Genomic DNA, 13,081 nt, shown 5'->3' on the forward strand with positions numbered 1-13,081 from the left:
ACTGCCTCCTAGTGTCCTAGCGTCCTAGAGGGGGATGTTGCCGTGCTTCTTCGGGGGCAGCGACTCCCGCTTGGTGCGCAGTTGCCGCAGCCCCTTGACCACGTGGGTCCGGGTCTCCGACGGCATGGTCACCGCGTCGATGTAACCGCGCTCGGCGGCCGTGTACGGGTTCAGCAGCGTGTCCTCGTACTCGGCGATGAGCCGGGCCCGCGTCTCCTCGGCGGTGCCCGCCTCCTCCGCCTCGGCGATGGCGCGCCGGTGCAGGATGTTGACCGCGCCCTGCGCGCCCATGACGGCGATCTGCGCGGTCGGCCAGGCCAGGTTCAGGTCCGCGCCGAGGTGCTTGGAGCCCATGACGTCGTACGCGCCGCCGAAGGCCTTGCGGGTGATGACGGTGATCAGGGGGACGGTGGCCTCGGCGTAGGCGTAGATCAGCTTCGCGCCGCGCCGGATGATTCCGTTGTACTCCTGGTCCGTGCCCGGCAGGAAGCCCGGAACGTCCACGAACGTCAGCACCGGGACGTTGAAGGCGTCGCAGGTCCGCACGAAGCGGGCGGCCTTCTCGGAGGCGTTGATGTCCAGGCAGCCGGCGAACTGCATCGGCTGGTTGGCGACGATGCCCACCGGGTGCCCCTCGACCCGGCCGAAGCCGGTGAGGATGTTCGGCGCGAACAGCGACTGCGTCTCCAGGAACTCCCCGTCGTCGAGCACGTGCTCGATCACGGTGTGCATGTCGTACGGCTGGTTCGCGCTGTCCGGGATCAGTACGTCGAGCTCGCGGTCGGTGTCGGTGACCTCGGTTTCCGCCTCCTCGGGGAAGGCGGGCGGCTCGGAGAGGTTGTTCGACGGCAGGTACGCCAGCAGGGACTTGACGTACTCGATGGCGTCCTTCTCGTCCCCGGCCATGTGGTGGGCCACGCCGGAGGTCGAGTTGTGGGTGCGCGCCCCGCCGAGCTCCTCGAAGCCCACGTCCTCGCCGGTGACCGTCTTGATGACGTCCGGGCCGGTGATGAACATGTGCGAGGTCTGGTCGACCATCACGGTGAAGTCGGTGATGGCGGGGGAGTACACGGCGCCGCCGGCGCAGGGCCCGACGATCAGGCTGATCTGCGGGATCACCCCGGACGCGTGCACGTTGCGGCGGAAGATCTCGCCGTACATGCCCAGCGCGCTGACGCCCTCCTGGATGCGGGCGCCGCCGGAGTCGTTGATGCCGACGAGCGGGCAGCCGGTCTTCAGGGCGAAGTCCATGACCTTCATGATCTTCTGGCCGTAGACCTCGCCGAGGGCACCGCCGAAGACCGTGAAGTCCTGGGAGAACACGGCCACCGGGCGGCCGTCCACCGTGCCGTAGCCGGTGACGACGCCGTCGCCGTAGGGGCGGGTCTTCTCCAGCCCGAAGGCGGTCGACCGGTGCCGGGCGAACTCGTCGAGCTCGACGAAGGACCCCTCGTCCAGCAGCAGGGCGACCCGCTCACGCGCCGTCAGCTTCCCCTTGGCGTGCTGCTTCTCCACCGCGCGCGCGGACCCGGCGTGAGTGGCTTCGTCGATGCGGCGCTGCAGGTCCGCGATCTTGCCCGCGGTCGTGTGCATGTCGATCGGCTCTGAGGGTTGTGACATCGGGGTCGCGGCTCCCTGTGTGGTGTCAACTGCCTGGTCAATTGATTGACTACTGCTGGCTACTGGTGCGTAGCGTATCGGCGGGCATGGCGCTCGGCAGTGCGGCGTTTGACACACCTACTGTGGGTTGCATGACGCCATCAGATGCATCAGGTGCGGCTGCCACCGGCCGCTGGTCGAGCCTTGAGCGGCCGCCTTTGAGCGCCGCCGCGCTGGAGCGGGCCCTCGTCGTCGACGGGGGGCTGTGGAGCTCGGTCGAGGTGGTCGCCGCCACCGGGTCCACCAACACCGATCTCGCCGCCCGGGCCGGGGGGCTGCCCGAGGGGGCCGTGCTCGTCGCCGAGGAGCAGACCGCCGGGCGCGGGCGGCTCGACCGCAGCTGGGTCGCGCCCCCGCGGTCCGGGCTGTTCTTCTCGGTCCTGCTCAAGCCGGGCGACTCCGTACCGCAGGAGCGGTGGGGGTGGCTGACCCTGCTGGCCGGTGTGGCCGCCGCGAGCGGGCTGTCCCGGGCCGCCGGCGTGGACACGGCCCTCAAGTGGCCCAACGACCTGCTCGTCACCGTGAACGGCGAGGAGCGCAAGACGGGCGGCATCCTCGCCGAGCGTGTCGGCGACGGAGTCGTGATCGGGATCGGGCTCAACGTCACCCTGACCGAGGACGAGCTGCCCGTGCCCGAAGCCGGGTCGCTGATCCTGGCCAAGGCTGCCGTGACGGACCGGGAGCCCCTGCTGAAGGCCGTACTGCGCTCCCTGGAGCAGCGGTACGGGGACTGGCGGGCGGCGGGCGGGGACCCGGCCGCCAGCGGGCTTCAGGAGGCCTACGCGGCGGACTGCGTGACCCTCGGCCGGCACGTACGGGCGGACCTGCCCGGCGGGCGCACGCTCACCGGGACGGCCGAAGCGGTCGACGCGGACGGGCGGCTCGTGATCCGTACGGCCGAGGACAAGCACGAGGCCGTGGGGGCCGGGGACGTCGTCCACCTGCGGTCGGTGCGGTAGCCGGCCCGCAGTCGCGGCCGCGGCTGCGGGGAGTGGGGAGTGAGCTACGGCACACCTGCCGTATGGTTTAGGCGATCCCGGTCCTCCCGGCGATCACCCGGTTCGGCAGGGCATTGCGCACGGAATGGACAGGAGGCGGCCCTTGACCGTCGACGACTCTACGTCCGGCGCGTCCGCCCCGCGGACGGGTGGTCCGGGGCCGGCCGGCCCGGGGTCCACCGGTCCGGGCACCCCGATCGGGCGTGACCAGCACACTCCCCACCACGAGGTCGACCACACCGCACAGCCGACGGCGGACCCGCTCGCCATCCGGCTGGAGCAGCTGATCCTGGGCGCGGAGCGCCGGTACACCCCGTTCCAGGCGGCCCGCAGCGCCGGTGTCTCGATGGAGCTCGCCTCCCGCTTCTGGCGGGCCATGGGCTTCGCGGACATCGGCCAGGCCAAGGCGCTCACGGAGGCCGACGTACTGGCGCTGCGCCGGCTCGCGGGCCTGGTCGAGGCCGGGCTGCTGAGCGAGCCGATGGCCGTGCAGGTGGCGCGGTCCACGGGGCAGACCACCGCCCGGCTGGCGGAATGGCAGATCGACTCCTTCCTGGAGGGTCTGACGGAGCCGCCGGAGCCGGGAATGACCCGTACGGAGGTCACGTACCCGCTGGTCGAGCTGCTGCTGCCGGAGCTGGAGGAGTTCCTCGTCTACGTGTGGCGCCGCCAGCTGGCGGCGGCCACCGGGCGGGTGGTGCAGGTGGCGGACGACGAGGAGATGGTCGACCGGCGGCTCGCGGTGGGCTTCGCGGACCTGGTCGGCTTCACGCGCCTGACGCGGCGGCTGGAGGAGGAGGAGCTCGGCGAGCTCGTCGAATCCTTCGAGACGACCTCGGCGGACCTGGTGGCCGCGCACGGCGGCCGGCTGATCAAGACGCTGGGCGACGAGGTGCTGTACTGCGCCGACGACGCGGCCACGGCGGCGGAGATCGCGCTGCGGCTGATCGAGACGATGGAAGCGGACGCCCAGATGCCGGAGCTGCGCGTCGGCATGGCGTTCGGGACGGTGACGACCCGGATGGGCGACGTCTTCGGGACCACCGTGAACCTGGCCTCGCGGCTGACGTCGATAGCGCCGAAGGACGCGGTGCTGGTCGACGGGGCGATGGCGGAGGAGCTGGGGCGTACGGGCGCGGCGCCGGTCTCCGAGAAGGAGGCCGAGGCGGAGCAGGGCGGCGGTGCGTACCGCTTCGCGCTCCAGCCGATGTGGCAGCGGCCGGTGCGCGGTCTGGGGGTCGTGGAGCCCTGGTCGCTGACGCGGCGGAAGCGAGGGGGTGCCGGGTAGGGCGGGCCGGATGAGGGAGCGGTGTCCGGTGCCGTGCATCGCAAGGCTGAGGAGGGAGTCGACGCGGAGCGTCGGCGACCGACGAAAACGCGGCGAGGTGCGGTACCGGACACCGCGAGCCCGGCCCGTCCTGCCCGGTACCCCCTAAGATCCCCGGGTAACGTTCGTTAACCGGGAGGGTCGCGGTGGTCGCTGTGTCTGAGTTCGTGGCTGTGCACCGTCATGAGGACGGGGTCGCGGAGCTGGTCCTGGACCGGCCGAAGGCGATGAACGCGGTGTCGACGGAGATGGCGCGGGCCATCGGCGACGCGTGCGCGGAGCTCGCGGCAGACGCGTCGGTACGGGTGGTCGTGCTGTCGTCGGCGGTGGAGCGGGCGTTCTGTGTCGGGGCCGACCTCAAGGAGCGCAACTCGCTCTCGGACGCCGAGCTGGTGCGGCAGCGGCCGACCACGCGGGGCGCGTACGGGGGCGTGCTGGAGCTGCCGATGCCGACGATCGCGGCGGTGCACGGGTTCGCGCTGGGCGGCGGCTTCGAGCTGGCGCTGGCGTGCGACGTGATCGTGGCGGACGAGACGGCGGTGGTCGGGCTGCCGGAGGTCTCCGTGGGCGTGATCCCGGGCGGCGGCGGTACGCAGCTGCTGCCGCGGCGCGTGGGTGCGGCGCGGGCGGCGGAGCTGATCTTCACGGCGCGGCGGGTGGAGGCGGCGGAGGCGCTGTCGCTGGGCCTGGTCGACTCCGTGGTCCCGGCGGGCACGGACCGGGCCGAGGCGCTCGCCCTGGCGGCCCGTATGGCGGCGAACTCCCCGGTGGGCCTGCGGGCGGCGAAGCGCGCCCTGCGCCTGGGTCACGGGATGGACCTGACGGCGGGCCTGGAGATCGAGGACGCGGCCTGGCGGACGGTGGCCTTCTCGGGGGACCGCGCGGAGGGCGTGGCGGCGTTCAACGAGAAGCGCCGCCCCAACTGGCCGGGCCGCTAGCCGCCGCTTCAAGCCGAAAGCCGGAAGCCGGGCCGCCGGCCGTACGTCGCAAGATCGCGGCCATTGTCGGCAAATCTGACAAAACTCCCTAACCTGGGGTGATGGGAGTCGACGGGCGGCTGCGAGCCGTCGTGGGGCTGGCGCAGGCCATGGCCGCCGCATGCGCACCGCGGGACAGCGTCCGGGCCGCGGCCCGCGGGGCCCGGCTCGCGATGGACGGCTCCTTCGCCGCGATCTCCGCCTGGGAGCGCGAACGCGGCCGGCTCCGCGTGCTCGTGAACGAGGGTGGGCTGCGGGGCGGGGAAGAGGAGTTTCCCGAGGACGAGTCCTATCCCGTCCACGACTTTCCCGAGATCACCGAGTTCCTGCACGAGCGGTGGGTCGGGGGCGGCGGGCCGCACGCCTGGGTGGAAGGGGCCGGCGGCGGCCGACCCGGGCGGCGCGGCGAGGCCCTGCGCCGCCGCGGCCGCGGGACCTGCGTGGTCGCGCCCATCGTGCTCAGCGGCCGGGCCTGGGGCGAGCTGTACGTCGCCCGCGACGCCGGCCTGCCCGACTTCGACGCCGACGACGCCGAGTTCGCGACCGTCCTGGCCGCGGTCGTCGCCGCCGGCCTCGCGCAGAACGAGCGGCTGGAGGAGGCCCGCCGCCTCGCCTTCACCGATCCCCTGACCGGCCTCGCCAACCGGCGCGCCGTCGACATGCGGCTCGACGAGGCCCTGGAGGAGCACCGGCGCGCCGCCGCCGTGGTCAGTCTCGTCGTATGCGACCTGAACGGGCTCAAGAAGGTCAACGACACCCTCGGGCACGCCATGGGCGACCGGCTGCTGGAGCGGTTCGGGTCGGTGCTCAGCCTCTGCGGGGCCATGCTGCCCGGCGCGCTCGTCGCCCGGCTCGGCGGCGACGAGTTCTGCCTGGTCAGCGTCGGGCCCCCGGCCGACGAGGTGGTGCGGGTCAGCGAGGAGCTGTGCCTGCGCGCCGCCGAGCTGGAGCTCGGGGAGGGCGTGGCCTGCGGGGTGGCGTCCACCGGGGACCCGATCGGGCCCGTGAAGTCCTCCCGGAGGCTGTTCCGGCTGGCCGACGCCGCCCAGTACAAGGCCAAGGCCGCCCGCTCCCCGAAGCCCGTGGTCGCGGGCCGGGACACCGCCGTCGTCCGCCTGGCCGATGCCGCTGCCGCGCAGGAGGTGCCGGGGGAGCGGCGCCGCTTCCGCGGCCGGCCTTGACCCGCTCCCGCGCCGGGGCGCGTGGCGCGCGGCGCGAGGGGCGCGTGAAGAGGGGTGACATGAAGCGATTCAGTCCGTAGGCTGCTGAATATGGATATGCACACTGTCGTGGTGGGGACGTCCGGGACCACCGCCGAGGACGTCATCGCCGTCGCCCGCGGCAACGCGCGGATCGAGCTGTCCGGCGAGGCGCTCGACGCCCTCGCCCGCGCCCGCGCGATCGTCGACGCCCTCGCCGCCAAGCCCGAACCCGTCTACGGGGTGTCCACCGGCTTCGGCGCCCTCGCCTCCCGGCACATCAGCCCCGAGCTGCGCGCCCAGCTCCAGCGCAACATCGTCCGCTCGCACGCCGCCGGCATGGGCCCGCGCGTCGAGCGGGAGGTCGTGCGCGCCCTGATGTTCCTGCGCCTGAAGACCGTCGCCTCCGGCCACACCGGCGTCCGGCCGTCCGTGGCGCAGACGATGGCCGACGTACTCAACGCCGGCATCACGCCCGTCGTCCACGAGTACGGCTCGCTCGGCTGCTCCGGCGACCTCGCGCCGCTCTCGCACTGCGCCCTCACCCTGATGGGCGAAGGCGACGCCGAGGGTCCGGACGGGGTCGTGCGCCCCGCCGGCGAGCTGCTCGCCGAGGCCGGGATCCAGCCCGTCGAGCTCAAGGAGAAGGAGGGCCTCGCCCTCCTCAACGGCACCGACGGCATGCTCGGCATGCTGGTCATGGCCCTCGCCGACCTCGACAAGCTCTACAAGTCCGCCGACATCACCGCCGCGCTGACCCTCGAAGCGCTGCTCGGCACCGAGAAGGTGCTCGCGCCGGAGCTGCACGCCATCCGCCCGCACCCGGGTCAGGGCGCCTCCGCCGCGAACATGGCCGCCGTCCTGAACGGCTCCGGGCTCACCGGGCACTTCCAGGAGGAGTCCGCCCCGCGCGTGCAGGACGCCTACTCGGTGCGCTGTGCCCCGCAGGTCGCCGGCGCCGGCCGCGACACCATGGCGCACGCCGCCCTCGTCGCCTCGCGTGAGCTGGCCTCCGCCGTCGACAACCCGGTGGTGCTGCCCGACGGGCGCGTGGAGTCCAACGGCAACTTCCACGGCGCGCCGGTCGCGTACGTCCTGGACTTCCTGGCGATCGCGGCGGCCGACCTCGGCTCCATCGCGGAGCGCCGCACCGACCGGCTGCTCGACAAGAACCGCTCGCACGGGCTGCCGCCGTTCCTGGCGGACGACGCCGGTGTCGACTCCGGTCTGATGATCGCCCAGTACACGCAGGCCGCCCTGGTCAGCGAGATGAAGCGGCTGGCCGTGCCGGCCTCCGCCGACTCGATCCCGTCCTCCGCCATGCAGGAGGACCACGTCTCCATGGGCTGGTCGGCCGCGCGCAAGCTCCGTACCGCCGTGGACAACCTGACCCGGATCATCGCGATCGAGCTGTACGCGGCCACCCGGGCCATCGAGCTGCGGCACGGGCTCACCCCGGCCCCGGCGAGCCGGGCGGCCATCGCGGCGGCTCGGGCGGCCGGTGTGGAGGGTCCCGGGCCGGATCGTTTCCTCGCCCCCGACCTGGCCGCGGCCGACGCGTTCGTCCGCAGCGGCGGCCTCGTCGCGGCGGTGGAGCCGGTGACGGGCCCGCTCGCCTAGCCGAACCCCTGGCCGTACACGTACCGCGAAGGGCCGCTCCCGGGAGTCTGCGGGGGCGGCCCTTCGGCGTGTGTTCGTACGGGCGCTACGCGTGCGAGCGGCGTACGGAGTAGGTGACGAACCCGGCCCCGAGGCCCAGGCAGAGCGTGCCGCCCAGCAGGTACGGGGTGGTGTCGATCCCGCCGGTGTCGGCGAGCCCCAGCGGAACCTGACCGGCAGTCTGGGCGGTGTCCCCGGAAGCGTCCGAGGACTTCGCCACCAGCGTGGTCACCGACCCGGTACCCGCCGTGTTGGCGGACTCGGGCGCGGCGGAACCGGAACCAGAACCGGAACCGGAGGACATGGAGGATTCGGACCCCGCGGACCCCGGTGCGGTGGCGTTCGCCGAGGGCACGAACCAGAGGGCGGCGAGGAGGCTGGTCGCCCCGAGAGCGGTGAGCAGCGGTCGACGTGCGGACACGGTGCGATCCCCCTTGCGGACGCAGCGAATTGGCCGTGTGCGGTGATGCTACGGACAAGGGCGGGTCGTGGGAAAGTCGGGGCTGCCGCGGGCTTACGCTCCGTCGTATGAACCCTTCTGACACATCACGATACGTCCGGCTTCGCGTGGATTTGGTGCTGGAAGTGCCCGATGCCGATGCGCTCACCGGCGCCGCGCTCGCGCACATCGAAGCCGACGAGTTCATGCCGGACGAGGAGCGCGGCCACGCCGAATCGGCGGTACGGGAAGACGAATCGGAGGCGCTCGCGTACCTGGTCGACCCCACTGACCTGGTCGCGGACATCCCCGGGGTGGAACTGGCGCAGGCCTCCTGGAGCAGCGAGCCCGTCGAATACGACCCCGAGTCCATGGAGTGGGACCTGGGCGAGGAAGATGGGGAGTACGACGAAGAGACGACCGACAGCGCCTGACCGTGTGGTTGCCCACATTCAAACGGGATGTGGAACCGATCCGGGCCTTCAACGCGTTGACTGGTGCGAGGCAGGGGGCGTGTCTCCCTGCCTTGATCGGGGCACCGCCCGGCGCTGGCCGGGGGAAGCTCGGGGGTTCTGGCAACGATGGAGTGGCGTGTGAGGACGGACAAGAAGCGGCGGAGAAGGTCCCTGGTGGCCATATCCGCCGTACTCGGTGGCGTGCTGGTGCTCTCGGCCTGCGGTGGTGGCGACGAAGGCAAGGCCAAGGGCGGCGACGCGAGCGGCAGCAAGTCCCAGTCGGACGTGGACGCGGCCGCGGCCAAGGACGCCTCCAAGGCCAAGATGACGATCACGCCGAAGGACGGCGCGACCAATGTCGGCCTGAACGACGCGACCAACGTCGCCGTCGCCGACGGCACCCTCACGGCGGTCGAGCTGAAGACCTCCGAGGGCGCGGCCGTGGCCGGCAAGATAGCCGCCGACGGCAAGAGCTGGAAGCCGGACGCCGCGCTGAAGCGCTCCACGAAGTACGTCCTGGCCGCGACCGCCAAGGACGAGGCCGGCAAGGAGGCGCACGAGAACGCGTCCTTCACCACCGTCTCCCCGGAGAACAGCTTCGTCGGCTCGTTCATACCGGACGACGGCCAGACGGTCGGCGTGGGCATGCCGGTCTCGATCACGTTCAACAAGCCGATCAAGGACCAGAAGGCGGTCCAGGCGGCGATCACCGTCAGCTCCAGCAGCGGCCAGGAGGTCGTCGGGCACTGGTTCAGCGCGCAGCGCCTGGACTTCCGCCCCGAGCAGTACTGGCAGGCCAGCTCCACCGTCACGCTGAAGCTGGCGCTGGAAGGGGTGCAGGGCGCCCCCGGCGTCCAGGGCGTGCAGAACCGGACCGCCACCTTCAAGATCGGCCGCAGCCAGGTCTCGACGGTCGACGCGAAGACGAAGAAGATGACCGTCACCCGGGACGGCGCGGTCCTCAAGACCATCCCGATCTCGGCGGGCTCGCCGGAGAACCCGACGTACAACGGTCAGATGGTGATCTCCGAGAAGTTCAAGGAGACCCGGATGGACGGCTCCACCGTCGGCTTCAAGAACAGCGAGGGCAAGGGCGAGTACGACATCAAGGACGTCCCGCACGCGATGCGGCTGTCCCAGTCCGGCACGTTCATCCACGGCAACTACTGGGGATCGGACTCGATCTTCGGCAGCGTGAACACGAGCCACGGCTGTGTCGGTCTGAACGACGCCCAGGGTGCCAACGACCCGAACCAGCCCGCTGCCTGGTTCTACGACAACTCGCTCATCGGTGACGTGGTCACGGTGGTCAACTCGCCGGACAAGACCATCAAGCCGGACAACGGCCTCAACGGCTGGAACATGAGCTGGGCGGACTGGAAGGCCGGCACGGCCGCCTGACCTCCGGTTTCGACCGAACCCCGCGGATGGCGGGGAGCCCCCGGAAACGGCGAGGCTCCCCGCCATCCGTCGTAGTTCAGGCGGTGGCCCCGTCAGGGGACGAAGCCGCCGAAGAAGGAGCGGCGGGAGCCGACCAGGAGGCCAGCATCCGCAGGGCGTCCTGCGAGGGGGAACCCGGCGCCGCGTGGTAGGTGACCAGGGCCTGTGCCGAGTCGCCCGGCAGGGCCAGCGTCTCGAAGGACAGGGACAGTTCGCCGACCAAGGGGTGCCGCAGGTTCTTCACCCCGTGCGTCTTGTTGTCCGCCAGCGTGTGCGCCGCCCACAGCCGGCGGAATACCTCGTTCTTCACCGACAGCTCACCGACCAGCGCCGACAGCTGTTCGTCGTCCGGGTGCTCGCCCGCGCACATGCGCAGACTGCTCACGACCCGGCAGGCCAGGCAGTCCCAGTCCGCGTAGAGCTCGGCAGCCGCCGGGTCCAGGAACACCATCCGCACCAGGTTCCGCTCCTGGGGCGGCAGCAGGCCGAAGTCCCCGAACACCGCCGCGGCCAGCCGGTTCCACCCGATGACGTCCTGCCGCCGCCCCAGGAGGTACGCAGGCACCCCGTCCATCGCGTCCATCAGCGTCCGCAGCTCCGGACGCACGTGCTCCGCCCGGTACTGCCTCGCGCGCTGCCTGCGGGGTCTGGGGCGGGCCAGGTGGGTCAGGTGGGCCGTCTCCGTGCCGTCCAGGCGCAGCGCCCGGGCGATCGCGTCGAGCACCTCGGCGGACACGTTCTGGCCGTGCCCCTGTTCGAGCCGGGTGTAGTACGCCACCGAGACGCCCGCCAGCTGCGCCAGCTCCTCGCGGCGCAGCCCCGGTACGCGGCGGTGGCGCCCGTAGTCCGGCAGGCCGACGTCCGAGGGGCGCAGCCGCGCACGGCGGGAGCGGAGGAACTCGCCCAGTTCGGCACGCTGATCAAGCTGGTCCATGACGTCAGTATCGCCGGGCGGCCGCCGCGGCGGGACCGTGTTCCTGACCCCGTCAGGGGTAGGACCGCCGGTCCTAGGCAGGACAGGGGGCTGGGTGGCGGGCCGGCGGTTCGGCATCTTTGGCTCCACCACAGATCTTTCGCAGCGTTCGAGGAGCCCTCCCATGTCCGTCACCCAGGTCGCCGCCTACGCCGCCCCCGCCGCGAAGGCCCCGCTGGAGCGCACCACCGTGCCGCGGCGCCCCGTCGGCGAGCACGACGTCCTCATCGAGGTCAAGTACGCCGGCATCTGCCACTCCGACATCCACCAGGTCCGCGACGGCTGGGGCGAGGGCATCTACCCGATGGTCCCGGGGCACGAGATCGCCGGTGTCGTCGCCGAAGTCGGCCCGGGCGTCACGAAGTTCGCGGTCGGCGACCACGTCGGCGTCGGCTGCTTCGTGGACTCCTGCCGGGAGTGCGAGTACTGCCTGCGCGGGCAGGAGCAGTTCTGCGTCAAGGGCATGACCGGCACGTACAACGCCCTCGACCAGCAGGGCGAGCCCACGTACGGCGGCTACTCCACGCACCTCGTCGTCGACGAGAACTACACCGTCCGCATCCCCGAGGGCCTGTCCCTCGACGTCGCGGCCCCGCTGCTGTGCGCCGGGATCACCCTGTACTCCCCGCTGAAGCACTGGCAGGCGGGCCCCGGCAAGAAGGTCGCGATCGTCGGCCTCGGCGGGCTCGGCCACATGGGCGTGAAGATCGCGGCGGCCCTCGGCGCGGAGGTCACCGTCCTGTCGCAGTCGCTGCGCAAGCAGGAGGACGGCCTGCGGCTGGGCGCCTCGCACTACTACGCCACGAGCGACGAGGCCACCTTCGAGAAGCTGGCCGGCAGCTTCGACCTGGTCATCTCGACGGTCTCGGCCCCGCTCGCCCTCGACGCGTACCTCGGCCTGCTCAAGGTCGACGGCGCGCTCGTGAACGTCGGCGCCCCGGAGGAGCCGGTCGAGCTGAACCTGTTCTCCGTCATCCAGGGCCGCAAGACCCTGGCCGGCTCGATGATCGGCGGCATTGCCGAGACCCAGGAGATGCTGGACTTCTGCGCCGAGCACGGCCTGGGCTCGGAGATCGAACTGATCCCCGCCGCCGAGATCAACGCCGCGTACGACCGAGTCCTGGCCAGCGATGTCCGCTACCGCTTCGTCATAGACGCCTCGACGATCTGACCGCCGCCCCGAACGCCCCGGCGCGACCGCGCCGGGGCGTTCGGGGGCGGGAGGGTCAGCCGTCGGCCCTGGCCACGCCGATGGGGCAGCTGACGCCCGTGCCGCCGATGCCGCAGTAGCCGTCCGGGTTCTTGTCCAGGTACTGCTGGTGGTAGGGCTCCGCCGGCCAGAAGGGGCGCTCCGCCGCCGGGAGGACCGCCGTGGTGATCTCGCCGTAGCCGGAGGAGGCCAGGACCTGCTGGTACGCGGTGCGGGAGGCCTCGGCCTCGGCCTGCTGGGCCTCGGAGTGGGTGTAGATCGCCGAGCGGTACTGGGTGCCGACGTCGTTGCCCTGGCGGAAGCCCTGGGTGGGGTTGTGCGACTCCCAGAACAGCTTCAGGAGGGTGGCGTACGAGACCTGCGCCGGGTCGAAGACCACGCGCACGACCTCGGTGTGGCCGGTCTGCCCCGAGCACACCTCGTCGTACGTCGGGTTCTCGGTGAACCCGCCCTGGTAGCCGGCCAGCGTGGTCCACACCCCCGGGGTCTGCCAGAACTTGCGCTCCGCGCCCCAGAAGCAGCCCAGGCCGAAGTCGGCCACCTCCAGCCCGGCCGGGTACGGGCCGGCGAGCGGGTTGCCGAGGACGGTGTGCCGGTCCGGGAGCGAGAACTGCGGGGTCGCGCGGCCCTGAAGGGCCTCCTCGCGGGTGGGGAGCTCGGGCGTGCGGCGGTACGAGAACATGATTCCCTCCTAGTGGTGCTCCCTTCAACGGACGGGGGCGGACCTGGATTCCCCCAGGCCCGC

General features: G+C 72.0%; 12 protein-coding genes. 8 read left to right on the forward strand and 4 right to left on the reverse strand.

Features of this window, described 5'->3' with window-relative positions:
* Positions 1 to 24: 24 nt before the first annotated feature.
* Entirely contained in the window at positions 25 to 1,620 is a 1,596-nt protein-coding gene (locus tag OG509_RS23680) for an acyl-CoA carboxylase subunit beta (RefSeq protein ID WP_406184461.1), read from the reverse strand.
* Between the two features lie 131 nt (positions 1,621 to 1,751).
* Here OG509_RS23680 and OG509_RS23685 point away from each other — a divergent pair, with 131 nt between their 5' ends.
* The 5 genes from OG509_RS23685 (at position 1,752) to hutH (ending at position 7,780) form a co-directional block, all read left to right on the forward strand.
* Positions 1,752 to 2,618, forward strand: coding sequence for a biotin--[acetyl-CoA-carboxylase] ligase (locus OG509_RS23685; RefSeq protein ID WP_406184463.1), 867 nt, complete (start codon positions 1,752 to 1,754; stop codon positions 2,616 to 2,618).
* Positions 2,619 to 2,760: 142 nt separating this feature from the next.
* Entirely contained in the window at positions 2,761 to 3,945 is a 1,185-nt protein-coding gene (locus tag OG509_RS23690; protein WP_406184465.1) for an adenylate/guanylate cyclase domain-containing protein, read from the forward strand.
* Positions 3,946 to 4,130: 185 nt separating this feature from the next.
* Entirely contained in the window at positions 4,131 to 4,922 is a 792-nt protein-coding gene (locus tag OG509_RS23695) for an enoyl-CoA hydratase/isomerase family protein (protein ID WP_406184466.1), read from the forward strand.
* 101 nt (positions 4,923 to 5,023) lie between these two features.
* Positions 5,024 to 6,142, forward strand: coding sequence for a diguanylate cyclase domain-containing protein (locus tag OG509_RS23700; RefSeq protein ID WP_406184468.1), 1,119 nt, complete (start codon positions 5,024 to 5,026; stop codon positions 6,140 to 6,142).
* A 96-nt stretch (positions 6,143 to 6,238) separates the two neighbouring features.
* Positions 6,239 to 7,780, forward strand: coding sequence for a histidine ammonia-lyase (gene hutH, locus OG509_RS23705; protein WP_406187663.1), 1,542 nt, complete (start codon positions 6,239 to 6,241; stop codon positions 7,778 to 7,780).
* Between the two features lie 85 nt (positions 7,781 to 7,865).
* Here hutH and OG509_RS23710 read toward each other — a convergent pair whose 3' ends face one another.
* Positions 7,866 to 8,240 (reverse strand): hypothetical protein, encoded by a 375-nt coding sequence (locus tag OG509_RS23710; protein WP_406184469.1) that lies wholly within the window; start codon positions 8,238 to 8,240, stop codon positions 7,866 to 7,868.
* A 107-nt stretch (positions 8,241 to 8,347) separates the two neighbouring features.
* Here OG509_RS23710 and OG509_RS23715 point away from each other — a divergent pair, with 107 nt between their 5' ends.
* On the forward strand, positions 8,348 to 8,692 hold the full coding sequence (locus tag OG509_RS23715) for a hypothetical protein (RefSeq protein ID WP_406184470.1): 345 nt from the start codon (positions 8,348 to 8,350) through the stop codon (positions 8,690 to 8,692).
* A gap of 147 nt (positions 8,693 to 8,839) precedes the next feature.
* The gene (locus OG509_RS23720) at positions 8,840 to 10,114 is read left to right on the forward strand and encodes an Ig-like domain-containing protein (RefSeq protein WP_406184471.1); all 1,275 of its coding nucleotides are present in this window, start codon (positions 8,840 to 8,842) and stop codon (positions 10,112 to 10,114) included.
* A 76-nt stretch (positions 10,115 to 10,190) separates the two neighbouring features.
* Here OG509_RS23720 and OG509_RS23725 read toward each other — a convergent pair whose 3' ends face one another.
* Positions 10,191 to 11,087, reverse strand: coding sequence for a helix-turn-helix transcriptional regulator (locus tag OG509_RS23725; protein WP_406184474.1), 897 nt, complete (start codon positions 11,085 to 11,087; stop codon positions 10,191 to 10,193).
* Between the two features lie 163 nt (positions 11,088 to 11,250).
* Between OG509_RS23725 and OG509_RS23730 the strand changes: the two genes are divergently transcribed.
* Entirely contained in the window at positions 11,251 to 12,297 is a 1,047-nt protein-coding gene (locus OG509_RS23730) for an NAD(P)-dependent alcohol dehydrogenase (protein ID WP_406184475.1), read from the forward strand.
* A gap of 55 nt (positions 12,298 to 12,352) precedes the next feature.
* Here OG509_RS23730 and msrA read toward each other — a convergent pair whose 3' ends face one another.
* On the reverse strand, positions 12,353 to 13,018 hold the full coding sequence (gene msrA, locus OG509_RS23735; protein WP_053690047.1) for a peptide-methionine (S)-S-oxide reductase MsrA: 666 nt from the start codon (positions 13,016 to 13,018) through the stop codon (positions 12,353 to 12,355).
* Positions 13,019 to 13,081: the final 63 nt, after the last annotated feature.

Origin of the sequence: Streptomyces sp. NBC_01006 (assembly GCF_045162725.1) — a bacterium.
GTDB lineage: Bacteria > Actinomycetota > Actinomycetes > Streptomycetales > Streptomycetaceae > Streptomyces.

What these genes read in the sequence shown, in the direction of transcription:
- OG509_RS23700 (WP_406184468.1), top strand. Translation starts at nt 5,024, where the DNA reads ATGGGAGTCGACGGGCGGCTGCGAGCCGTCGTGGGGCTGGCGCAGGCC.
- OG509_RS23715 (WP_406184470.1), top strand. Translation starts at nt 8,348, where the DNA reads ATGAACCCTTCTGACACATCACGATACGTCCGGCTTCGCGTGGATTTG.
- OG509_RS23730 (WP_406184475.1), top strand. Translation starts at nt 11,251, where the DNA reads ATGTCCGTCACCCAGGTCGCCGCCTACGCCGCCCCCGCCGCGAAGGCC.
- OG509_RS23725 (WP_406184474.1), bottom strand. Translation starts at nt 11,087, where the DNA reads ATGGACCAGCTTGATCAGCGTGCCGAACTGGGCGAGTTCCTCCGCTCC.
- msrA (WP_053690047.1), bottom strand. Translation starts at nt 13,018, where the DNA reads ATGTTCTCGTACCGCCGCACGCCCGAGCTCCCCACCCGCGAGGAGGCC.
- hutH (WP_406187663.1), top strand. Translation starts at nt 6,239, where the DNA reads ATGCACACTGTCGTGGTGGGGACGTCCGGGACCACCGCCGAGGACGTC.
- OG509_RS23685 (WP_406184463.1), top strand. Translation starts at nt 1,752, where the DNA reads ATGACGCCATCAGATGCATCAGGTGCGGCTGCCACCGGCCGCTGGTCG.
- OG509_RS23720 (WP_406184471.1), top strand. Translation starts at nt 8,840, where the DNA reads ATGGAGTGGCGTGTGAGGACGGACAAGAAGCGGCGGAGAAGGTCCCTG.
- OG509_RS23680 (WP_406184461.1), bottom strand. Translation starts at nt 1,620, where the DNA reads ATGTCACAACCCTCAGAGCCGATCGACATGCACACGACCGCGGGCAAG.